A 20,820-nucleotide genomic window follows, 5' to 3' on the forward strand; every position below is an offset into this window, starting at 1 on the left:
GCTTTCAGGCGCGCCCCGGGGAGGTTATCCATGAAGACGTTCACCGTGCCCGCCGTGCTCTCGATCGCCGGGTCCGACTCGAGCGGCGGGGCCGGCATCCAGGCCGACATCAAGACCATCGCCGCCAACGGGCTGTTCGCCGAGACCGCCATCACCGCCCTCACGGCCCAGAACACCTGCGGCGTGCGCGACGTGCTCGAGGCGACGCCGGACTTCGTCGCGGCGCAGATCGACGCCGTGTTCGAGGACATTCCGCCTGCCGCGGTGAAAATCGGCATGGTGTCGTCGTCCGCCATCATCGAGGCGATCGCCGAGCGGCTGGTGAAATGGAACGCCGTGAACATCGTGGTCGATCCGGTCATGGTCGCCACGTCGGGCGCACGTCTGATCAGCGACGACGCGAGCGAGGCGCTCACGGGCAAGCTGCTTCCCCTCGCCCACGTCATCACGCCCAACATCCCCGAAGCCGAGGCGCTCACGGGACGCACGATCGATAGCGAGGAGGCGCAGGCCGCCGCGGCGACCGAACTCGCGCGCCGCTTTGGCTGCACCGCGCTCGTCAAGGGCGGCCACGGTGTTGCGGATGCCAACGACGTGCTCGCCGAACCGACCGCTGACGGCGATGCGAAGCCCCAGCTCACCTGGTTTCGTCATGAGCGCATCGAAACCGCCAACACGCACGGCACGGGCTGTACGCTTTCGTCGGCTATCGCCTGTGGACTTGCCCGCGGACTCGATGTCCCGCAGGCGGTCGAGGCGGCCAAGGCCTACCTCACGGGTGCCCTTGCCGCCGGCTTGGACCTGGGCCACGGCTCCGGACCGGTCGACCACATGTGGCAGCACCGCGGCGAGCGCAAGCCGGTGTCACGCTAACCGCCAGCAGCATCCCGCCTCCAGCGAGCAATCTGCAACGATGCAGCCGTGAAGCCACATCGGCATCAACGCAAAAAGCCCGCCGCGCCCCATATGCGGGGCACGGCGGGCTCAAACGTTACCGGATGGCAGCGCAGATGCTACAGCACCATCAGGGCGCCGGTCGTGATGACGACACTCGCCACCGCGATCACGATGATGGGCACAAGCGCCCACTTGAGCCAGGTGGGATACTGCACGCGCGCGAGCAGCAGGCCCGGCAGGAACACCGCCGTGGGGCTGAAGAGATTCGCCAGGCCGTTGGCGGCGCAGAAGATGGCGATGATGACCTCGGGTGGGAAGCCCAGGTTGGCAGCCAGCGGCCCGAGGATGGGCATGGAGATGGTCGCCAGGGCCGAGGTGGACGTGATGACCACGGACAGGCCCAGATACACGAGGTAGCACAGCGGACCGAAGACAAGCGCGCTCGTGCCGGCGAGGGCCGCCGAGGCGTTGTCGAGGATCACGATGTCCAGACCGGTCTCGCCCATGAGGATCGAGATGGCGCGCGACAGGCCGACCATGAGGGCGACGCCGATCATGTCGGCAGCGCCGTCGAGGAAGCCGTCGACGATCTCGTTCTCGCGCAGACCACCCAGGATGCCAATGATGATCGCCATGAGGAAGAACCACACGGACGCGTCGTTGAAGTACCACTCGCCGATGGGGTTGCCGGTAAGCAGGCCGCTCCACGGCATGACCGACCAGGCCTCTGCAGCTTCATCGTAGACGCCGCCGGCGGTGAAGATGGTCACGCCGAAGTCCTCCCAGGGGATGAAGCCGCAGATCATGACCACGAACGACAGGCCGAACAGCGCCAGCGCGATCTTGCGCTTGGGCGTGAACTCGAGGGTCTGGGTCGTGGCGGCCTCGGCGTCCTTGCCGTACGCCTCCTCGGCGGCCTTCTGCTCCTGCAGCGACAGGATGGTCGAGCCCTTGTCGCGGCGCACGCGGTTGGCGTAGCGCAGGATGAAGAACAGCGAGATCGCGTAGGTCACCACGGTGAGGATGAGGCCGAGGCCGATCACGATGGCCTGGTTGGCCTCGATGCCCACGCTGGAGAGCGAGTCGATGGCGACGCCCACCGCGAACGGGTTGACGGTGGAGCCCAGGCAGCCCACGCCGGCACCGAGCAGGACCGCGGCGCTCGCGACCATGGTGTCGAAGCCGGCCGCGAACAGCGTGGCCGACAGCAGAGCGTAAAACGGGATGGTCTCCTCGCAGAAGCCGTAGGTGGAGCCCATCACGGCGAAGACCGCCATGATGGCGGCGATGAGCACGGTCTCATGGCCGTGGAGCGCGCGGACGAGCGCGGCGATGCCCGCGTCGAGGGCGCCGAGCTTGTTGACGATGCCCAGGCAGCCGCCGAGCAGCAGCAGGAACAGCGAGACCTCGATGCCGTCCAGGAAGCCCGAGATGGGCGACACAAGGATGTCGGACAGCGAAGCGGCCGTGATGCCGGGGACGAACTGCGCCAGCAGGATCGTCGCCACGCCCACGAGCAGCGTGATGACGATAAGGATGGTGTACGAGGAGATCATGACCTTCTGTTCGGCCTGTTTCCCCTCGTTCGGCTCGAGCTCGATGTCCGAGCCGGTTTGGTTGGATGCCATACGAACCTCCGTTGGTTTTCCAATACAACGCGCATAATAGTAGCGCGATTATGCATGCGAGGTCGCGAGAATGATGCAACATCCGATTATTTCGACTCGGTATTTGCGCTGGTACAACCTATCTCAATAGATGGAAAGAGCACTTTTCCACGCTAAAGAATACAAGGTCATATGCATAATAAGATGGGTCATTTGGGGACGTGTTCCTTCCAACCCATCGCGTTTGGGTCATTTGGGGACGTGTTCCATCCAACCCATCTTGCCCGGCGCCCCCGCATGGGCCATTTGGGGACGTGTTCGTTTCAACCCATCGCGTTTACGGTTCGGTTTTGAGCGAGTGCCCCAAGGAGAAAGGCTTAGGAGCGCACAAAACCCCGCAGGTAGAAAGCTCGGTGCTTTGACGTCTACTCGGAAGAACCCTCCAAAAACCGAACCGTAAACAGAAGTTCGGACAGATGAGGCCGAAAAGCGGCAGCGGCACGCACATCATTCCGTGTCGCTTCGGCCTCTCAAGCAGCGTCAATCCTCGGCGATACGGACACCCAACAGCTCCGCCAAAGCGAGCGCCTGCTCGGGGCTTACCGTGCAACCGCGCAGCTCGCGAAAGTCAGCGGACAGCACGGGGGCGGCGAAGTCGCAACTCGAGACGTCGATCCCCGACAGCGGCGTGCCGAAGACATCCAGGCGGGTAAGATCGCACCCGGCAAGCTCCACCCGCTTGAGGCGGGCGCGCTGCAGGGCCGCCTCGGTAAAGCGCGTGCGGTCGGCGCGCAGCCGGTCGATCGAGGTCTCGGACAGGTTCGCGTAGCTCAGATCGCTCGATGCCATCGACACGCTCGACAGGCGCGCCTGCATAAGGCTCAGCCCCGGCGCCGAGCAGTCGGCGAAATCGACACGGTTGAGCCACGCGCGGTCCATGGTGCAGCGGATGAAGCGGCAGCCGGTGAAGCGCACGTCACGAAAGGTGCAGCCCGTAAAATCGACGCTCTCGAACAGGCATCCGTGAAACGCAACGGTATCGAACGTCGCCGCGCCCGCATCCTCCCAGACAAGCTCGAGGTCGCTCAACCCGGTATTGGCGACAAGGCCGTCGCCCTCCGCCATGACATCGCGCAGGTCGTCCGCGTCCATGTGCGCGCCGATTACGTCCGAGACGCCGGCAAACCCCTTGAAGGCCCGTGCCATTACAGGTATTTCCGCCAGTCGTCTTCGTCCTCGTCATCGTCGTCCTGAGTCGCCTGCGCGGCAGCGGCGGCAGCGCGCGCCTGAGCGTCGGCGAAGGATTCATCATTTTTCTTGGGGAACGCAGCGAAGGCATGCTCGAAGCGGGCCAGGTTGTCGTCATAGCGCGTGCGCGGGATGGCGAAGACGACCTCCTCGAGCCCGTGCGTGCCGGAGGCGAGCTCGGCGCGGAACATCTCGGCGACGACGCTCGCGTCCCAGCCGAACACCCCGCATCCGTACGCGCCGAGCACGGCCTTCTTAAGGCCGCGCGCATCGATGACGGACAGGGCGAAGGCGATGCGCTCGCGCATGGTCTCCTCGAGCACCTCGTCGGAAACCTTATAATCGGCACGGGCGCGGCGGGCGTTGGGCGCGGCGGCGACGATCACGTCGGCGTACGCGTGGATGCGGTTGCGACCGAAGCGCACCGCGGGCACCGCCAGCGCGCGGTTGCGGTACAGCTCGCAGTTCAGGTTGCGACGGCGGTTCTCGGCATACCAATCACCGAAGCCCTCGAGCACGTTGTAGAGGAACGACTCGGTGCACAGGGCCTCCTCCTGCGCCATGGTGCCGCGGATGTAGCCGCCGCCGGGGTTGACGAACGAGGCGAAGTCGAGCACGGCGAGGTCGCAGTACTCCGCGCGGCCGCGGCCGTTTTCCAGGATCGCCGAGACGACGTCGGTCGCCACGACACTTACCTGGGGCACGCAGCCCTCCTCGATCGCAGCGAGCCGTCCGTCGTAGCGGACCGTGCCCGCGCTCGAACGCTCGATCTCGCGGCCGTAGCGAGCCGCCATCTGCTCGGTATGCTCCTTCGCCGCGCTCGCGCGCGCCATCTTACGGGGGTTCCTGCTGCGCTCAGCCATGCTCCACGCTCCTTTACCCTATGCCGTGACGGCGGTTCGTAGTTAGTCGATATGATAGTCCATCGCCGCGGCGAACGCGGGGCACGACGCGGGCGATGCGCCCCAATTTAACTCTGGCCTCATTGGGGGCACGCGACCGGCCGCGTGCCCTCCGCCGCCTTTGGCCCTATGCGTCGCATCCGATATCTGATGTGACGGTGTTGCCCGCCATGTTTTGTATGCGCTGCCAGCAACCTTGTGTATCATGGTCAGGGTCAAAGTGAGGGGTTTGCGCCTCGCCGCGACACACCTGTTCCTTGGACTCTTCGGGCGAAACGGCAGCACATGGATTACCTCGTGTCCTACATATGCGTAGCGGCGGCGGCGTTTGCCACCACCTTCGCGTGCGTGCCGCTCGCCAAACGCCTGGCCATCCGCCTGGACGCCGTCGACTATCCCTCCAAGCGCCGCATCAACAAGGTGCCCATCCCGCGCATGGGCGGCGTGGCGGTCTTCGCCGGCCTGGTTGTCGCCTGCATCGTCCAGCTGCTCGGAACCTGGTATCTGGGTTGGCCGCCGGTGCTCATCCCGCACCCCAGCATGACGATCAACTACCCGATGCTCGGCGTCTCGTTCCTGCTCATCTTCCTCACCGGCGCCGTGGACGACGTCGTCTCGCTGAGGCCCCGCGCCAAGCTCGCCGGCCAGGTCCTGGCGGCCTGCGTCACTGTGGCAAGCGGCGTGGTCATCCATTCCATCGTCGACCCCTTCGGCGGTCCGCACATCCAGCTCGGCTGGATCGGCTATCCCCTGACCGTCGTGTACCTCGTTGCCTACAGCAACATCATCAACCTCGTCGACGGCCTCGACGGCCTCGCCTCGGGTATCTCGGCCATCGCGGGCCTCTCCATGTTCTCGTTCGCCGTGCTCGCCGGCCGCGTCGACGCCGCCGCGCTCTCCTTGGCGCTCGTCGGTTGCTGCCTGGCGTTTTTGCGCTACAACTTCCACCCCGCAAGCATCTTCCTGGGCGATTCGGGCGCGCTGCTGCTCGGCTTCACCCTAGGCACCGTGTCGCTGCTCAACGTGTCGCGCACCGCGGCGCTCACCTCGCTCATCATCCCGCTCGTCGTGGCCGGCGTGCCCATCCTGGACACCCTGGCCGCCATCATCCGCCGCATGCGCGGGCACGTGAGCATCGGCCAGGCGGACAAGGGCCACATCCAGCACCGCCTTATCGAGGAGGGCTACGACCAGCGCCAGGCCGTCATGCTCATCTACCTGTGGTGCATCCTGCTGTCCATCGGCGCGGCGACCATCAACCAGGTATCCATCGGGATCCGCATCGCAATCTTCGTCCTGCTGCTCGCCTGCTCCGTCGCCTTCGCCATGCGCTTGCACCTGTTCGAGCCGGTGCTGCGCCACCACTACAACCCCAAGACGCACGAGGATGAGCTCGTCACGCCCGACAACCCGGCATTTGCCGAGGAGGAGCAGGCGCAAAAGGAGCACCGCCGCGAGCTGCGCGAGCAGCACCGCGAGAGCCTGGAGAAAGTACTTCACCGCAAGCCGGCGCGCAAGCCGCGAGCTGGCTCCAGCGAGAAACCCCACAAGCGGCGCCCCTAGCGCCCGATCAAACCGATAGCCAACGAGGAGAACACCATGCCCAACGAACGCAGCTACGAGACCGCGCTTGAGCGCAGCAACCAGATCCGTGCCGACCTGGCGGAGAACCCCGGCAAGTACACCATGCTCACCGGTGACCGTCCGACCGGCCGTCTGCACCTGGGTCACTACTTCGGCACGCTCAAGGGCCGTGTGGAGCTGCAGAACATGGGAGTCAACACGAGCGTGCTGATCGCCGACTACCAGGTCATCACCGACCGCGACACCACCGAGCACATCCAGGACAACGTGTACAACATGGTCATGGACTACCTCGCCTGCGGCATCGACCCCGACAAGACCATGATCTACGCGCACTCCGCCGTGCCCGCCTGCAACCAGCTCATGCTGCCGTTTTTGTCGCTCGTCTCCGAGGCCGAGCTGCAGCGCAACCCCACCGTCAAGGCCGAGATGGAGGCCTCAGGCCATGAGCTCACCGGCCTTCTGCTCACCTACCCGGTGCACCAGGCCTGCGACATCCTGTTCTGCAAGGGCAACGTGGTGCCCGTCGGCCGCGACCAGCTCCCCCACATCGAGCTCACCCGCCTGATCGCCCGCCGCTTCAACAACCGCTACGGCAAGGTCTTCCCCGAGGTCGACGCCCTGCTGTCCGAGACGCCGCTTCTGCCCGGCCTCGACGGCCGCAAGATGAGCAAGTCCTACGGCAACGCCATCTCGATCTCCATGACGGCCGAGGAGACCGCCAAGCGCATCAAGAAGAGCCAGACCGACTCCGAGCGCATGATCACCTTCGATCCCGAGAACCGCCCGGGCGTGTCCGGCCTGCTGTCCACCGCCGCCATCTGCACCGGCCGCTCCGAGGTCGAGATCGCCGAGGAGATCGGCATGGGCGGCTCCGGCCAGCTCAAGAAGTACGTGACCGAAGCGGTCAACAGCTACTTCGAGCCCATCCGCGAGCGCCGTCACCAGTTCGAGGGCGACCTCGCCTACGTGAAGGACGTGCTCGCCGAGGGCAACCGCCGCGCCAACGAGATCGCCGAGGCGACGCTTGCCGAGGTCCGCGAGGCCATGGGGATGGTCTACTAGCCCACATGGACGGGGCAGGGTGGCCGCTGGGTCGCCCTCGCACCGCTGGGGCGTATCATCGGTAGATGAGGGGCGGCAAGCCCGCCTGATCGCGAATCAAGGAGGCATCATGTCCGACGTACCGTTTTGCACCTGCACCGACCACGCGTGTCCCTGCCATCCGGTGAACCACAACAAGGGCTGCACGCCCTGCATCGCCAAGAACCTCCGCCAGCATGAGGTACCGAGCTGCCTGTTCCGCGCCGTCTCGCCCGACAAGCTCCCCGAGGACGCCGACGACTGGTCGTGGGAGAGCTTCGCCCGCCACGTCCAGGCGCATCTGGGTTAGCGACGAGCGGCCCCTCCCAACCGATAGACACGCGAAGGCGCCCGCCATCCGCTGAGATGACGGGCGCCTTCGTAGCACAACGATGATCGCACAGAGGGGAGGGATGCAATCATGTGACGAAGAGAGGTTTCTTTCATCGCCTGTACCTGCTCTGTCGTTGAGTTCACTATAGTAAACTTCTCATCGTTTGCCTAGTGCCTCCTCGCCGTCCATAAGCTCTTCATAAGTTAACCTTGGATAACCGCATGCACGGTGGCAGACCTTGCGCCCGAACGCGGCATAATAGGAGCAATGGAGCGACGCGAAAGGACTCCTCTTATGGCCACACAGAACAAAGACGGCTTCTTTGCTCGCGTGTACGAGACGGTCGAGCAGATTCCGGAGGGTTTCGTCGCCACCTACGGGCAGATCGCCAAGCTCGTGGGCGAGCCGCGCCGGGCGCGCTACGTCGGGTTCGCCCTCCATGTGAACCCCCGTCCCGGCGAGATTCCCTGCCACCGCGTCGTGTTCGCCGACGGGCGCATCTGCGAGGGCTTCGCCTTCGGCGGCCCCGAGGTCCAACGCACCCTGCTCGAGGACGAGGGCGTCGTCTTTCGCGATGACACCCATGTCGACCTTGCGGTGAGCCGCTGGCCGGCAGGCCTGTAGGGAGCGACTGCCTGGCCGGCGCGACGCCTGACGCCGCGGTGGATGCGCGCTCCATCGCGGCGGCGAGCACATGCCTCCCCCATCTCGCAGCGAGCGCACGCCTCATTGCCTCAGCGAGCGCACGCCTCCCTCAACATCGCGCCGCATGGAGATTCGTGGAGATTTCGGTGCAGGCGGACGGAAGCGCCACCTGTTAGCTGCGCGCTCATTCCCCGTCACCGCATGCGTCCTGCCCGTTTGACTTTTGTCCACGCAGCCCTCTATTATCGAACAGACGTTCTGGAATAGGCGATGGGACGATCGAGGGAGGGCGCACATGGACGGACGCAGCGAAGACAAGGTGTACCTGTGCATCGACCTCAAGACGTTCTACGCCTCCGTCGAGTGCGCCGATCGCGGGCGGGACACGCTGACCTGCAACCTCGTGGTGGCCGATCCCGACCGCGGGCGCACAACCATCTGCCTGGCGGTGTCAGCTGCCATGAAAAAGCTCGGCGTGCGCAATCGCTGCCGCGTGTTCGACATCCCCGAGAACATCGACTACATCATGGCCAAACCCCGTATGCGTCACTACATGGAGGTATCGGCCAAGATCTACGGCATCTACCTGGAGTACGTGAGCCCCGAGGACATCCATGTCTACTCCATCGACGAATGCTTCATCGACGCCACGCCCTATCTGACGCTCTACCGGACGACGGCCCGCGCGTTTGCCCAAGAGCTCATGGACGCCGTGTTCTCGCGCTGCGGCATCCGCGCCACGGCCGGCATCGGCACCAACCTGTTCTTGGCCAAGGTCGCGCTCGACATCACGGCCAAGCACGTGGACGATGGCATCGGGTATCTCGACGAGGAGCTGTTCCGCCAGCAGATCTGGCGCCACCGCCCCATCACCGACATCTGGGGCATCGGCCCGGGCATCGCGGCGCGTCTCGCCAAGTACGGCGTGGCCGACCTCATGGGCGTGGCCGCGCTCGACGAGCACATCCTGTACCGCGAGTTCGGCGTGAACGCCGAGTACCTCATCGACCATGCACACGGCGTCGAGCCCTGCACCATCGCCGAGATCCATGCGTACGTGCCCGAGGCGACCTCCATCACAAGCGGGCAGGTGCTGCCGCGCAACTACAGCTACGACGAGGCGCGCACGGTGCTGCGCGAGATGGTGGACGCCTCGGTGCTCGACCTGGTGGCCAAGCATGCGGTGTGCGACGGCATATCGCTGTACGTGGGATACGCCAGCGATCAGCGCGATCTGGCGCGCCTGGGCGCAAGCGGCAGCGCGCGCATCACCGATAGCTGCGGCGTGGAGCATGCGAGCGACCACGGGCTGCTCCCCGATGCCGTTAGCGCGCCCCATAGGGCGCCGGGTCCTTCCTCCTACAGCGCCGACGGCATACGGGCACGGCAAGCCCTCCGCGACCCGGACGCCGCCTCGCCGAGCACCGTGTTCACCGGTGAGCACGGCAGGCGCACCGTCCGGGGGCGGCGCGCCTACGGGTACGCCGAGGCCTCGCGCAAGCTGGGCGAGCGCACCAACTCCTTCAAGCGCCTCATGGCGCGCTTCGACGCGCTGTATGCCGAGATCGTCGATCCCACGCGGCCCATCAAACGCGTGAACATAGGCTTTGGCGGCCTGCTGCCCGAGGAGTTCGCGACCGTCGACCTGTTCACCGACGTGCAGGCGGAGCAAAGCGAGCGCGACCTCGCCGACGCCGTGCTCGCCGTGCGCGGCAAGTACGGCAAGAACGCCCTGTTGCGGGGCACGAGCTATAAGCAGGGCGCCACGGGGCGCGAGCGCAACGAGCAGGTAGGAGGCCATCATGCCTGAGAGCCCGAAGTCACGACGCATGGCGTCTCCCTGGGGAGACCTGGAGTTCACGCCGGTCGAGCGACCCGCAACGACGTCGGACGGGCGCGCTGCCGACGACCGCCGCGCGCGGCGCGCCGACGGACGGCCCCGCGCGAGCCGCGCCGCCCAGTTCATGCCCTTCGCCGCGCTGACCGGCTACTACGACCTCGTACGCGAGCAGGAGCGCATCGTGGAGCCGCGCCATGAGCTCACCGAGGAGGAAGGCGAGGAGCTCTCGCGCGCCATCATGCAGGTGCGCCGCGGCGACCTGGTGCGCATCACCTACTACGACCGCGGCGGCTACAAGACGCGCGCCGGCATCATCCGCGCCATCGAGCCCGAGCGCCGCCGGCTGTACCTGGGAGACGACATGATCCCCTTCGACGACATCTGGAAGCTCTGGCGGCCCTGACGAGGAGCGCGTCCATCCACGAGCAGACGGACGCGCTCCTCCTCGTCGACAGCGCCGGACATGAGGCGCTCGCGACGCTCTGGGTCGGGCGCGACGCACTGGGTCGGGCGCGAAAACGAACGCTACGGTCGGATGACGCGATAGCCGGCGTTCCGCACCGCCGTCTCATAGGCATCGATATCAATCGGGTTCCGGGAGCGGATGCGCGCCGTTTTGGTCGCAAGGTCGACCGTGGCCCATGTTCCGGGCACGCTGTTGAGCGCATCGGCGACGGTATCGGCGCAACCTTGGCAGCTCATGCCGCCGATAGGAAGCTCGACGTTGAAGGGATAGTGCCGCTCGTCGACATCAGCGACCGGGACGCTCCGGTTGCGGCGCGGGGCCGCACCGTCGGAACAGCAGCTTCGCCCCCGCACCAGCCCGTCGACCGCACGACGGATTCCCACGACCAACCCGACGAGCACGATAGCGACCACGATGACATTGCCCGGGGTGAGCACATCTTCCATATCGGCCCCTTTCCTTCTCCGAACGCCGCAGACGCGGCCGTCGGCCTCACTATACTCCGATTTGAGAAAAAAGTTTGATACGTATTACTTTTTTCTTGACCGGGCTTGCCTGTCGCTATAAGTTGCTATTGGCTAACTTATAGATGGTCACGAGCGGCAGGAGGTCCCATGACACGAACGATCGATGCGCCTTCCCTTGAGCGCGCACTCGTACGCCACTGCTCCCCTACGCTCGCCGCCCTCAAACCGGCAAGCCTCTTCACGTTCCCCGGCAATTTCGTCGATGGCCCTGAAGGGTTGCGGAACAAGGCGGATTTGAACACGGCGCTCGCCGCGTGTGCGGACCAGATTGCACCCGCCCGGATTGCCGTGCGCGTCCTTGCATGGCGTGCATGCGGCGCCCTGATCTACGTCTATCGACCGCGCGCGCTCGAAGCGTACCTGCAAGACGAACGGGCGACGCGGCCGCTGGCGCAACTCGGCTACAGCACCGCATCCCTCGAGGCCAGCCTGCAGACACTCAGCGAGCGCTTGCAGTCCATGTCGGGCCCTGCGGCAAGACAGCTGCGCGGCGGATCCCCATGCCCGTGCACACGGCGCGGCTGCAGTTCCGACTTTCCACACGAACTGGGATTTTTCCTCGGCTACCCCTATGAGGACGTCCTGGGGTTCATCGAGCACCGCGGACAGGACTACCTGGCGGTAGGCCCGTGGAAGGTCTACGCGAACCTCGAGGGTGCCCTTGCGACCTTCGAGCGATTCCGGCGATGCGCGGCAGCGTATATGCACGCCCATGAGCGGGGCTACCGACTCGCCCAGCTCGTTGTCGCCCCCTCACGGTAACCGTCCGGTACGGGACCGGACTGAATAGAAAGGATTGAGCCATGAGCAAAATCGCAGTCGTCTTCTGGAGCGGAACCGGCAACACCGAGGCGATGGCGCAGGCTGTCGCCGAGGGAGCGACCGCCAAGGGCGCCGAGGTCGACCTCATTCAGGCCTCTGACTTCAGCGCTGACAGCGTTGCCGCCTACGATGCCATCGCCTTCGGTTGCCCCGCGATGGGTGACGAGGAGCTCGAGGCCGACGAGTTCCAGCCGATGTGGGATGCCGTCACGCCGGAGCTCAACGGCAAGACGATCGCCCTGTTCGGCTCCTACGACTGGGGCACGGGCGAATGGATGGACACGTGGAAGGACGACGCTGAAGGGACGGGCGCTTCCGTCGTGGAAACCGTCATCGCCAACAACGAACCCGACGATGAGGCCGTCTCCGCCTGCAACGATCTGGGCGCCTCCCTGGCATAACCGACTGCCGAACAACGACAGACGCCTTTCGTGCCCCGTCGCCTCGCTGCGGCGGGGCACGTTGCATATCGGCGACCCGTTGCGTTGTGCAACGCCGCGAATCATCCTTCCTGCCGTCGGGGTACAATCGATACGGTGCACGCGCAACAGAGAGGGGAATCCATGGAAGAGACCGAGCGCGTCTCGTATCGAACCACCGCAAAAACCGTCATCAAGAACCTCAAGCGCCGCAACATGGAGGGCTATTACTGCGAGACCTCCGAGGAGGCCGTCGAGCTCGTGCGCAGCATGATTCCGGCGGGCGACTCCATCACCTGGGGCGGCACGGTCACCTTCGGGGAAACCGGCGTGAAGGCCGCCCTCGAGCAGGGCGGCTGGCGCATGATCGACCGCGCGACGGCGACCACGCCCGAGGAGAAGCGCGAGATGTGGCGCGACCGCACCTCGGCCGACTGGTTCTTCATGAGCGCGAACGCGCTCACCCTCGACGGCGAGCTCGTGAACATCGACGGCAACTCCGACCGCCTGTCGCTGCTCCTCCACGGCCCCGAGCACGTCGTCGTCCTCGTGGGCATGAACAAGCTCGTCGCCGACGTCGACGCCGGATTCAAGCGCATCCGCACCGTGACCTGCCCGCTCAATGCCGCGCGCCTCCATACGAACACCCCGTGCGAAGTCGCGGGCGTGTGCTCTGAGTGCCACAGCGAGCGCTGCATGTGCTGCCAGATGGTCGTCACGCGCCACTCGCGCCACGAGGGGCGCATCAAGGTCGTCCTCATCGGCGAGAGCCTCGGGTACTAAAGCCAATCGGCGGCGGGGCATATCCAGCCCGCCGGCATACACACGAAAGGAACCGCAGTGAACGATTTCAAGTTCTACTCCCCCACCCGCTTCGTCTTCGGCCGCGGCGTCACCGACCGCACCGGCGAGGAGCTCGCCGCGCTCGGGTACAAGCGCGCCCTGATCGTCTACGGCCAAGGCTCCGTGGTCCGCACGGGCACTCTCGACCGCGTCAAGGCGTCCCTCGACGCAGCGGGCGTTGAGCACGCCGAGCTGGGCGGCGTGCGCCCCAATCCCGAGATCACCTCGGTGCGCGAGGGCGTCGCACTCGCCCGCGAATTCGGCGCCGACGTGGTGCTGCCCGTGGGCGGCGGTTCCGCCATGGACGCCGCGAAGGCCATCGCGCTGGGCGCCGTGTACGACGGCGACGCCTGGGACTTCTGGCGCAAGCGCGCCACGCCGACCGACCGCCTGCCGCTCGCCTGCGTGGTCACCATCCCGGCCTCGGGTTCCGAGGCGTCCAACTCCTGCGTCATCAGCAACGACGAGGAGCGCCTCAAGTGCGGCCTCAACACCGACCTCAACCGCCCCGTGCTCGCCATCATGGACCCCGAGCTCACCTTCACGCTGCCGCCCTATCAGACCGCGGCCGGCGTCACTGACATGATCGCCCACATCATGGAGCGTTTCTTCTCCGGCCAGCCCGCGGTCCCCGTCACCGACAACATCGCGCTCGGCATGATCCGCGCCGTGATGGAGGCGGCGCCGCGCGTGATGGAGAACCCGGAGGACTACGACGCGCGCGCCAACATCATGTGGGTCGGCACGCTCGCGCACAACGGCCTAGCCGGCCTCGGCATGGGCGTCCCCGGCGGCCGCGATGGCGACTGGACCTGCCACGGCCTGGAGCATGAGCTGTCGGCCTTCGACACCCGCATCACGCACGGTGCCGGCCTCGCGGTGATCTTCCCCGCCTGGATGCGCTACGTGTGGCGCGAGCATCCCGAGCGCTTCCTGGAGTTCGGAAGCCAACTCTTCGGCATCGAGCCGGTCGACCCCGCCGTGGACGACCTGTCCGACATCGACGAGGAGATCACGCCCGAGCGCGCCGTGGCCGACGCGGTCGAGGCCACCATCGACGAGCTGCAGGACTTCTTCGTCTCGCTCGGCATGCCGCGCACGCTGTCGGAGTTCGGCATGGCCGAGGACGACATCGAGAAGCTCATGCCCGGGCTTTCAATCAACCGCGGCGAGCTGTTCGGCTCCTTCAAGAAGCTGACGCTCGACGACGCCCGCGCCATCTACCGCAGCGCGCTGTAGAGACGAACGTCGCAAACACCGCCTAAGACCCGAAGGAAGCCCGTTTTCACGGGCTTCCTTCGTATCGGCCGTCCGGGCAAGCATGGCATTCAAGTTGAAGGGCTTGCCCGGACGTCGGCGCCATGGGATGCTAATGCGTCCAAATACATGCAACGACCGAGGAGAACCCATGTCGACGCTCGATATCTCCATCACCCGGCGCACCGTTCTGGCAGCGGGCTCGCTCACGGCGCTCACCGCCGGCCTGGCCGGCTGCGGCACCGAGACCGGCAGCGGGTCGGATGCCGGATGGTCGATTCCGGAGATCTTCGACACGACGGCCCCGAGCGACGAGGACGAGCCGCAGGCAGAACAGCCGGAACCAAGCCTAGCCGAGCAGACGCTTGCCTCCATGACCCGCGAGCAGAAGGTCGCGCAGCTGTTCTGCGTCACGCCCGAGCAGCTCACGGGTGTGGCGGTCGCGACCGCCGCCGGCGACATGACCGCCGAGGCGCTCGAGCGCATCCCCGTGGGCGGACTGGTCTACTTCGGCCAAAACATCACCGGAAACCAGCAGTTGCGCGACATGCTCGCCCACACGCATGAGATGAGCTGCGCGGCAGGCGCTGGCGTCCCGGCGTTCCTCGCCGTCGACGAGGAGGGCGGCCCGCTTGTCGCCCGCGTCGCCAACTCGGGCCATTTTGACGTCCCCACGTTTCCCAACATGGGCGAGATCGGAGCCACGGGAGATTCGTCACAGGCGGCTGAGGTGGGCGACGCGATCGGAACGTACCTTTCCGATATCGGCTTCAACCTTGATTTCGCCCCCGATGCGGACGTACTCACCAACCCGGAGAACCCGGTCATCGGCCCGCGCTCGTTTGGCAGCGATTCCACGCTGGTTGCCCAGATGGTAGCCGCCGAGGTCGAAGCCATGCATGCGACCGGCGTCATTCCCTGCGTCAAGCACTTCCCCGGCCACGGGGACACCGCGGGCGACTCCCACACCGGCGCCGTCTACACCGAGCGCACGCGAGAAGAGATCGAGTCATGCGAGTTCGAGCCCTTCCGCGCCGCCATCGAAGCGGGCGTGCCCATGGTCATGGTGGGGCACATCGAGACGCCGAACTTCGCCACGGACGGACTGCCGGCCTCGCTCTCACCCGTCATGATCGGCGATGCGCTTCGTGGCGAGCTCGGATTTGAGGGTGTCATCATCTCCGATTCGTTTGCCATGGGCGCCATCACCGAAAACTACACGCCCGACGAGGCGGCGGTGCAGTTCTTCCAGGCGGGTGGCGACATGCTGCTCATGACGTCCGACCTGCAGGCAGCCTACGACGGCGTACTCGAGGCAATCGAAGACGGCGCGCTTACCGATGAGCGCATCGACGAGAGCGTCCTGCGCATCCTTACCGCCAAGGAGAACGCAGGGATCCTCAAATAGGAAGCCCGGGAAAAGAGCGCCCGCCCTCATTGTCCATCCGGGACAATGAGGGCGGGCGCTCTTCCTTGGGCGCGAGGCCGCTACTCCGTCTGAAGCGAGCGCAAAAGCGCTATCTCGGCGGCGTATCCCGGCAGCTCGTTGGGCGTCTCCAAGATGAAGGGCAGGTCGCGCAGGGCGGGATGCGACACGATGCGCGCGAGCACCTCGGAGCCGCCACCTAGCTCGGGCGCCCCCAGATAGCCCTCGCCAATCTTGGCATGGCGGTCCTTACGGGCGCCGCGCGGATTCTTGGAATCGTTGATGTGCACGGCATGCAGGCGGTCCAATCCCACCACGTGGTCAAACTCGGCGAGCACGCCATCCAGATCGCCGATGATGTCGTAGCCCGCATCGCTCACATGACAGGTGTCCAAACATACACCCAGATGGTCGGCAAGCTGCGGCGCGCGACGGGCGACGCCGTCGATAATCGCCGCGAGCTCCTCAAAGGAACGGCCGACCTCGGTACCCTTGCCCGCCATGGTCTCGAGGAGCACGGTTGTGCGCTGTCCCGCAAACATCACCTGGCACAAGGTGTCAACGATGAGCTCGATGCCGCGCTCGGCGCCCTGGCCCACATGCGAACCGGGATGGAAGTTGTAAAGGTTGCCCGGCAGCGCCTCCATGCGCTGCAGATCATCGGCCATGGCCTCGAGCGCAAACTCGCGTGCCTGCTCCTTAGCCGAGCAGGGGTTATACGTGTAGGGCGCATGGGCGACGAGCGGCCCGAAGGAATTGTCATCCAGTATCCGCTGCAGCGCCGCCACATCATCGAGGTCGATTGCCTTCGCGCTGCCTCCGCGGGGATTGCGCGTAAAGAACGCGAAGGTGTTGGCCCCGATGGAAAGCGCCGTCTCACCCATAGCGGCGAATCCCTTGGAAGTAGACAGATGACAACCGATGGTGAGCATGGCAGACCCTTTCTCAGACGCTTTTCGCGCACATCATTGTACGGCTGCCCGCATCGCGTAGAACGATTTGACAGCGCTTTTTCGCAACCGGATAGAATGATTCAGACAACAGGGGTTTCCCTGTAAGCTATGAATAGAAATGACCGCGAAGTCGATTCCGAGCAGGCGGCACCGTTCTAGGGCGCGATTTTTCGGTCTCCCTTCCCCACCACTCCGACACCCATGAACAACGTCGCAGGAATCAACTGGGGAAACGGCAGCGTTCTGCCGTCGATGGACAAATGGCACCGAAAAATCGCGCCCTAGACGTATACACGCCATGGTCGGACCGTATCCGCGCGATCTGAGGGCGATACGCCTGACGCCCGGCGCCTGACCCCTGCTGCCTAACGCCTAACGCCTAACGCCTGACGCCTGACGCTTGACGCCCAGCGCCCGACGCCTAACGCTTGGCGCCTTCGAGCGCCAGCAGCGCACGCTTGCGGTCCACACCACCGGCGTAGCCCGTGATGGCTCCGTCTGCCCCCAGCACGCGATGGCAGGGCACGATAATCGAGATGGGATTGCGCCCGACGGCACCGCCGACCGCCCGCGCCGAGGTGCGCGCATCGAAACGTCGCTCGTATTCGTGCGCAAGCGCGCCGTACGTCGTCGTCTGACCGCACGGAATCTCAAGCAGGAGCTGCCACACGCGCTGCTGGAACGACGTGCCCATCAGGTGGAGCGGCGGCTGCCCGCTCGGATTATCGCCAGCGAAATACGCGTCGAGCCACGCACGCGCCTGCGCAAGAACGCGAATCTGCGCCTCGTCGTCCGCATTGCCCGGGCACTCGAGATCGCCCGCAAGCGCACGCCGAACCGACCCGAACTCGCCATAGTGCCGCTGGCCCGCGAACCATGCGCCCGCAAGGCCATCGTCATCTGCCGCAAGCACGAGCCCGCCCAACGGGGACTCGTAGGTCTCGGTTCTCATCGCGCTCATGCCTCCTTGTCTCGACGCGGCGTCGAGGCGACCGACTTCCCGGGCGCCCAGTCCCGCATCCCCGGGATGGCCCCGCCCGCAATCGCCCACAGGTACAGGCTCGCGACACTGCCGTACGGGCTGTAGCGCCGCCGGTACTTGGCGAACAGCTGCGGTGTGATCTTCCGGTGATGGTAGAGCATGCGCATGCCGCGCTGGATGGCCAGGTCGTCGTATGCCAGCACGTCGGGCCGCTGCAGGCAGAACAGCAAGATCATCTCCGCCGTCCATCGGCCGATACCCTTGAGCTGCGTCAGCGCGGCAATGGCGTCCTCGTCCGACATGGCCGCCACGGCGTCGAGGTTAAACGCCCCATTCTTCACCCGCTCGGCAAAATCCAGCAGGTAATCAGCCTTGCGAAATGTCATACCCAGACCTTGCAGCCCGTCACGCCCGCACGCGAGCACGGACGCCGGCGTCACCTCGCCCAGGCGCGCGCACATGCGCTCCCAGATGGTCGCCTGCGCCTTCGTGGAGATCTGCTGCCCGATGATGTGGTGCATGACCGACGAGAACAGGTCTCCATCGACCTCACGTTCCACGTGCCCGATCGCATCGATCGCCTCGGCGAGCCGCGCATCACGGCTTCGCAAATACGCAAGCTCGGTCTCGCCGTATTCGAACCAGGCCATGGACACCTCCTCGTGCAAAATGCCGCCCACTGCAGCACGATGGGTGGCCTGCAATCAATGCGCTTGATGCGGTCGGCCGCTACACGCGGTCGGCGATCTCCAGCACGAGGCGCTCGGTCTTCTCCCAGCCCAGGCACGCATCGGTGATGGATTTTCCGTACACGCCGCCGTCCACCGGCTGGTTGCCGTCCTCGAGGTAGCTTTCGACCATGAAGCCGCGCACGAGCTGGCCGATTGCCGGCGAGCGGCGGCAGGAGTCGAGCACCTCCTTCATGATGCGGATCTGCTCGAGCGGTCGCTTGCCGGAGTTGTCGTGGTTGCAGTCGATAATCGCCGCGGGGTTCGCGAAATCGTCCTCGGTGTACTTGGCGGCCAAGCGCTCCAGGTACTCATAGTGGTAGTTGGGGTAGTTGAGCCCGTCCTCGCCGATGTAGCCGCGCAGCACCGCGTGGGCGAGCTTGTTGCCCGTGGTCTCGACCTCCCAGTTGCGGAACAGGAAGGTCTGCGGCTGCTGGGCGGCATAGATGGAGTTGAGCATGACATCGGTCGAGCCGCCGGTGGGGTTCTTCATGCCCACGGGCATGGGGACGCCGGAGGCCACCAAGCGGTGCTCCTGGTTCTCGACCGAGCGTGCGCCCACCGCGATGTAGCCCAGCAGGTCGATGAGGTACTGGTAGTTGGAGGGGTAGAGCATCTCGTCGGCCGTGAACATGCCGGTCTCCTCCACCACGCGCAGATGCATGCGGCGGATGGCCTTGACGCCCTCGAGCAGGTTGGGCGCACCCTCCGGGTCGGGATTGTGCAACAGGCCCTTGTAACCGGTGCCCTTGGTGCGCGGCTTGTTGGTGTAGACGCGCGGGATGATGACGAAGCGGTCGCGCACGCGCTCGGCGAGCGCGGCCAGGCGCGTCGCGTACTCGAGCACCGAGTCCTCGCGGTCTGCCGAGCACGGCCCGATGATGAGCAGGCGCCGGGGATCGCGTCCGGTGAGCACGTCGGCGACCTGTGCATCAAACGCCGCCTTCTTCTCCGCCATCGCAGGCGAAAGCGGCATCTCCTCGCGGATCTCCTTGGGGATGGGCAGCAGGCGCTTGAACTTCATCGTCATGGGGCGTCTCCTCGACAGACGTGCTGGCATTATCGGATATCGGCGATTATGACGGGAACAACGCCTGCCCGCAACAGCCGACCGCTCGCCTGTTTCAAGCACGTTACCGTATCGCGCCGGCACCGACGGGACCGCGCCGACAGGGTACAACGGTGAGCACCGACAGCTTTCACGAAAGGTTGGCAGGCTATGGATAACCCTCAGATTGAGATTCACTCGAACGCCGTCCAGTACGTCAACGCCGATGGGCAGGTGCTGGCTGAAGTCACGTTCCCGGTGCTCGACGGCAACATCGTCGAGATCAACCACACCTACGTCGACACCTCGCTGCGCGGCCAGGGCATCGCCGGCAGGCTGCTCGACCAGGTTGCCCAAGAGCTCGAGGAAACCGGGCGCCGCGCGCATCCGACGTGCAGCTATGCCGTCTCTTGGTTTGAGAAGCACCCCGAGAGGGCCGCGCTGCTCGCGTAGGGGCCCAATGCGCCGGCGGAACGCCGCACAGCGCTCCGCCGCAGGCCGAACGCACACGAAGGGCGACCCCGCATCCCTGCGAGGTCGCCCTCTTGCTCTCTATTAGGGTGGACTCACCTTCGATCCTCTACCGGAGGAATGGGGACTATACGTGCCTTTGGGCGGTCCTGCGGTCCCTTCATCGGTCCCATCCGACATATCGTCGGGAAACCTCGCGCTCTGACCGGGCGCCACCGGAAAACCTAGCGGACCTCGGATACCTCGGAGCCGATCCCAAAGGCTTCCGCTATCTGCTCTGTGCCCATTGGACTCGCCTCCTTACCTCGGTCGCTTTCCTCTTCGCGACTGCCTGTCTTTTCATTGCTATATATGCCCATCGACGCCTGCTTTATTCAAAAATCATGCATTTTTCGGCATCGATTTCGGAGTCAGGCGGAATGGCTTCAGGCGGTTTCATGCGACAGAGAAAGAAGGATAAAGGAGGGCGAAATGACGCCGGACGAGAAGATCGAGCTGGCGTCATGCGTGTTTTCACGCCCAATCGGAAGACGGAAGGGCGTCAGGCGTTTTGCACGCCGCATCGGAAGATGGAAGGGCGCCAGGCGTTTTGCACGCCAGCCCGGAACGGACAACGGCCTCGGACACGTTCGCGACGAGTCGCCGCTCGCGTGATGATGATGTCGGGGTCGGTCGCACGCAGGGCTTTTGCGCTAGGATAGACAGCGCTGAAAACATGCCACAGCCGGCAACCGGAAA

Annotated in this window: 21 protein-coding genes; 13 read left to right on the forward strand and 8 right to left on the reverse strand. The window is 65.4% G+C overall.

Annotated elements, in window-relative coordinates; genetic code table 11:
* Positions 1-30: 30 nt before the first annotated feature.
* A complete protein-coding gene (thiD, locus tag QUW00_RS03230; RefSeq protein WP_289612963.1) occupies positions 31-873 on the forward strand; it encodes a bifunctional hydroxymethylpyrimidine kinase/phosphomethylpyrimidine kinase in 843 nt (280 codons plus the stop codon).
* A gap of 140 nt (positions 874-1,013) precedes the next feature.
* Here thiD and QUW00_RS03235 read toward each other — a convergent pair whose 3' ends face one another.
* The 3 genes from QUW00_RS03235 to QUW00_RS03245 all read right to left on the reverse strand — a co-directional run bounded on the left by QUW00_RS03235 (position 1,014) and on the right by QUW00_RS03245 (position 4,615).
* On the reverse strand, positions 1,014-2,525 hold the full coding sequence (locus tag QUW00_RS03235) for a YfcC family protein (RefSeq protein ID WP_289612964.1): 1,512 nt from the start codon (positions 2,523-2,525) through the stop codon (positions 1,014-1,016).
* Between the two features lie 519 nt (positions 2,526-3,044).
* On the reverse strand, positions 3,045-3,710 hold the full coding sequence (locus QUW00_RS03240; RefSeq protein WP_289612965.1) for a pentapeptide repeat-containing protein: 666 nt from the start codon (positions 3,708-3,710) through the stop codon (positions 3,045-3,047).
* Positions 3,710-4,615, reverse strand: coding sequence for a TIGR02452 family protein (locus QUW00_RS03245; RefSeq protein WP_289612966.1), 906 nt, complete (start codon positions 4,613-4,615; stop codon positions 3,710-3,712). The genes QUW00_RS03240 and QUW00_RS03245 overlap by 1 nt, the downstream gene beginning before the upstream one ends.
* Before the next feature lie 324 nt (positions 4,616-4,939).
* Between QUW00_RS03245 and QUW00_RS03250 the strand changes: the two genes are divergently transcribed.
* From QUW00_RS03250 to QUW00_RS03275, 6 genes are all read left to right on the forward strand, one after another.
* A complete protein-coding gene (locus tag QUW00_RS03250) occupies positions 4,940-6,217 on the forward strand; it encodes an MraY family glycosyltransferase (protein WP_289612967.1) in 1,278 nt (425 codons plus the stop codon).
* A gap of 36 nt (positions 6,218-6,253) precedes the next feature.
* Positions 6,254-7,303, forward strand: a complete 1,050-nt coding sequence (trpS, locus tag QUW00_RS03255) for a tryptophan--tRNA ligase (RefSeq protein ID WP_289612968.1) — start codon at positions 6,254-6,256, stop codon at positions 7,301-7,303.
* A gap of 109 nt (positions 7,304-7,412) precedes the next feature.
* Complete coding sequence (locus QUW00_RS03260) at positions 7,413-7,631, forward strand: DUF6485 family protein (protein ID WP_289612969.1); 219 nt, start codon at positions 7,413-7,415, stop codon at positions 7,629-7,631.
* Positions 7,632-7,949: 318 nt separating this feature from the next.
* Positions 7,950-8,279: an MGMT family protein gene (locus QUW00_RS03265; RefSeq protein ID WP_289612970.1), complete on the forward strand. Its 330-nt coding sequence runs from the start codon at positions 7,950-7,952 to the stop codon at positions 8,277-8,279.
* Positions 8,280-8,595: 316 nt separating this feature from the next.
* A complete protein-coding gene (locus tag QUW00_RS03270; RefSeq protein ID WP_289612971.1) occupies positions 8,596-10,110 on the forward strand; it encodes a DNA repair protein in 1,515 nt (504 codons plus the stop codon).
* Complete coding sequence (locus QUW00_RS03275; protein WP_289612972.1) at positions 10,103-10,543, forward strand: YolD-like family protein; 441 nt, start codon at positions 10,103-10,105, stop codon at positions 10,541-10,543. Before QUW00_RS03270 ends, QUW00_RS03275 begins: the two co-directional genes overlap by 8 nt.
* 122 nt (positions 10,544-10,665) lie before the next feature.
* On the opposite strand, the gene QUW00_RS03280 is transcribed toward QUW00_RS03275, so the two are convergent.
* Entirely contained in the window at positions 10,666-11,052 is a 387-nt protein-coding gene (locus QUW00_RS03280) for a heavy-metal-associated domain-containing protein (RefSeq protein WP_289612973.1), read from the reverse strand.
* 168 nt (positions 11,053-11,220) lie between these two features.
* On the opposite strand from QUW00_RS03280, the gene QUW00_RS03285 reads away from it, so the two are divergent.
* From QUW00_RS03285 to QUW00_RS03305, 5 genes are all read left to right on the forward strand, one after another.
* Complete coding sequence (locus QUW00_RS03285; protein ID WP_289612974.1) at positions 11,221-11,895, forward strand: DUF3793 family protein; 675 nt, start codon at positions 11,221-11,223, stop codon at positions 11,893-11,895.
* 41 nt (positions 11,896-11,936) lie between these two features.
* Positions 11,937-12,356, forward strand: a complete 420-nt coding sequence (locus QUW00_RS03290) for a flavodoxin (RefSeq protein ID WP_289612975.1) — start codon at positions 11,937-11,939, stop codon at positions 12,354-12,356.
* Positions 12,357-12,518: 162 nt separating this feature from the next.
* Positions 12,519-13,157 carry a lactate utilization protein gene (locus QUW00_RS03295; RefSeq protein ID WP_289612976.1) on the forward strand — a complete coding sequence of 213 codons (639 nt, stop codon included), beginning with the start codon at positions 12,519-12,521 and terminating at the stop codon, positions 13,155-13,157.
* 57 nt (positions 13,158-13,214) lie between these two features.
* The gene (locus QUW00_RS03300; RefSeq protein ID WP_289612977.1) at positions 13,215-14,456 is read left to right on the forward strand and encodes an iron-containing alcohol dehydrogenase; all 1,242 of its coding nucleotides are present in this window, start codon (positions 13,215-13,217) and stop codon (positions 14,454-14,456) included.
* Between the two features lie 169 nt (positions 14,457-14,625).
* A complete protein-coding gene (locus QUW00_RS03305) occupies positions 14,626-15,882 on the forward strand; it encodes a glycoside hydrolase family 3 protein (protein WP_289612978.1) in 1,257 nt (418 codons plus the stop codon).
* Between the two features lie 80 nt (positions 15,883-15,962).
* Here QUW00_RS03305 and QUW00_RS03310 read toward each other — a convergent pair whose 3' ends face one another.
* From QUW00_RS03310 to QUW00_RS03325, 4 genes are all read right to left on the reverse strand, one after another.
* Positions 15,963-16,832 (reverse strand): deoxyribonuclease IV, encoded by an 870-nt coding sequence (locus tag QUW00_RS03310; RefSeq protein ID WP_289612979.1) that lies wholly within the window; start codon positions 16,830-16,832, stop codon positions 15,963-15,965.
* A 442-nt stretch (positions 16,833-17,274) separates the two neighbouring features.
* Positions 17,275-17,814, reverse strand: a complete 540-nt coding sequence (locus QUW00_RS03315) for a methylated-DNA--[protein]-cysteine S-methyltransferase (protein WP_289612980.1) — start codon at positions 17,812-17,814, stop codon at positions 17,275-17,277.
* Entirely contained in the window at positions 17,811-18,485 is a 675-nt protein-coding gene (locus QUW00_RS03320; RefSeq protein ID WP_289612981.1) for a DNA-3-methyladenine glycosylase family protein, read from the reverse strand. Before QUW00_RS03320 ends, QUW00_RS03315 begins: the two co-directional genes overlap by 4 nt.
* Before the next feature lie 79 nt (positions 18,486-18,564).
* Positions 18,565-19,593: a 3-deoxy-7-phosphoheptulonate synthase gene (locus QUW00_RS03325; RefSeq protein WP_289612982.1), complete on the reverse strand. Its 1,029-nt coding sequence runs from the start codon at positions 19,591-19,593 to the stop codon at positions 18,565-18,567.
* Positions 19,594-19,782: 189 nt separating this feature from the next.
* Here QUW00_RS03325 and QUW00_RS03330 point away from each other — a divergent pair, with 189 nt between their 5' ends.
* Entirely contained in the window at positions 19,783-20,064 is a 282-nt protein-coding gene (locus tag QUW00_RS03330) for a GNAT family N-acetyltransferase (RefSeq protein WP_289612983.1), read from the forward strand.
* Positions 20,065-20,820: the final 756 nt, after the last annotated feature.

Source organism: Collinsella tanakaei (genome assembly GCF_030373545.1).
In the GTDB taxonomy this organism is placed as follows: domain Bacteria; phylum Actinomycetota; class Coriobacteriia; order Coriobacteriales; family Coriobacteriaceae; genus Collinsella; species Collinsella tanakaei_C.

What these genes read in the sequence shown, in the direction of transcription:
- thiD (WP_289612963.1), top strand. Translation starts at nt 31, where the DNA reads ATGAAGACGTTCACCGTGCCCGCCGTGCTCTCGATCGCCGGGTCCGAC.
- QUW00_RS03235 (WP_289612964.1), bottom strand. Translation starts at nt 2,525, where the DNA reads ATGGCATCCAACCAAACCGGCTCGGACATCGAGCTCGAGCCGAACGAG.
- QUW00_RS03240 (WP_289612965.1), bottom strand. Translation starts at nt 3,710, where the DNA reads ATGGCACGGGCCTTCAAGGGGTTTGCCGGCGTCTCGGACGTAATCGGC.
- QUW00_RS03245 (WP_289612966.1), bottom strand. Translation starts at nt 4,615, where the DNA reads ATGGCTGAGCGCAGCAGGAACCCCCGTAAGATGGCGCGCGCGAGCGCG.
- QUW00_RS03250 (WP_289612967.1), top strand. Translation starts at nt 4,940, where the DNA reads ATGGATTACCTCGTGTCCTACATATGCGTAGCGGCGGCGGCGTTTGCC.
- trpS (WP_289612968.1), top strand. Translation starts at nt 6,254, where the DNA reads ATGCCCAACGAACGCAGCTACGAGACCGCGCTTGAGCGCAGCAACCAG.
- QUW00_RS03260 (WP_289612969.1), top strand. Translation starts at nt 7,413, where the DNA reads ATGTCCGACGTACCGTTTTGCACCTGCACCGACCACGCGTGTCCCTGC.
- QUW00_RS03265 (WP_289612970.1), top strand. Translation starts at nt 7,950, where the DNA reads ATGGCCACACAGAACAAAGACGGCTTCTTTGCTCGCGTGTACGAGACG.
- QUW00_RS03270 (WP_289612971.1), top strand. Translation starts at nt 8,596, where the DNA reads ATGGACGGACGCAGCGAAGACAAGGTGTACCTGTGCATCGACCTCAAG.
- QUW00_RS03275 (WP_289612972.1), top strand. Translation starts at nt 10,103, where the DNA reads ATGCCTGAGAGCCCGAAGTCACGACGCATGGCGTCTCCCTGGGGAGAC.
- QUW00_RS03280 (WP_289612973.1), bottom strand. Translation starts at nt 11,052, where the DNA reads ATGGAAGATGTGCTCACCCCGGGCAATGTCATCGTGGTCGCTATCGTG.
- QUW00_RS03285 (WP_289612974.1), top strand. Translation starts at nt 11,221, where the DNA reads ATGACACGAACGATCGATGCGCCTTCCCTTGAGCGCGCACTCGTACGC.
- QUW00_RS03290 (WP_289612975.1), top strand. Translation starts at nt 11,937, where the DNA reads ATGAGCAAAATCGCAGTCGTCTTCTGGAGCGGAACCGGCAACACCGAG.
- QUW00_RS03295 (WP_289612976.1), top strand. Translation starts at nt 12,519, where the DNA reads ATGGAAGAGACCGAGCGCGTCTCGTATCGAACCACCGCAAAAACCGTC.
- QUW00_RS03305 (WP_289612978.1), top strand. Translation starts at nt 14,626, where the DNA reads ATGTCGACGCTCGATATCTCCATCACCCGGCGCACCGTTCTGGCAGCG.
- QUW00_RS03310 (WP_289612979.1), bottom strand. Translation starts at nt 16,832, where the DNA reads ATGCTCACCATCGGTTGTCATCTGTCTACTTCCAAGGGATTCGCCGCT.
- QUW00_RS03315 (WP_289612980.1), bottom strand. Translation starts at nt 17,814, where the DNA reads ATGAGCGCGATGAGAACCGAGACCTACGAGTCCCCGTTGGGCGGGCTC.
- QUW00_RS03320 (WP_289612981.1), bottom strand. Translation starts at nt 18,485, where the DNA reads ATGGCCTGGTTCGAATACGGCGAGACCGAGCTTGCGTATTTGCGAAGC.
- QUW00_RS03325 (WP_289612982.1), bottom strand. Translation starts at nt 19,593, where the DNA reads ATGACGATGAAGTTCAAGCGCCTGCTGCCCATCCCCAAGGAGATCCGC.
- QUW00_RS03330 (WP_289612983.1), top strand. Translation starts at nt 19,783, where the DNA reads ATGGATAACCCTCAGATTGAGATTCACTCGAACGCCGTCCAGTACGTC.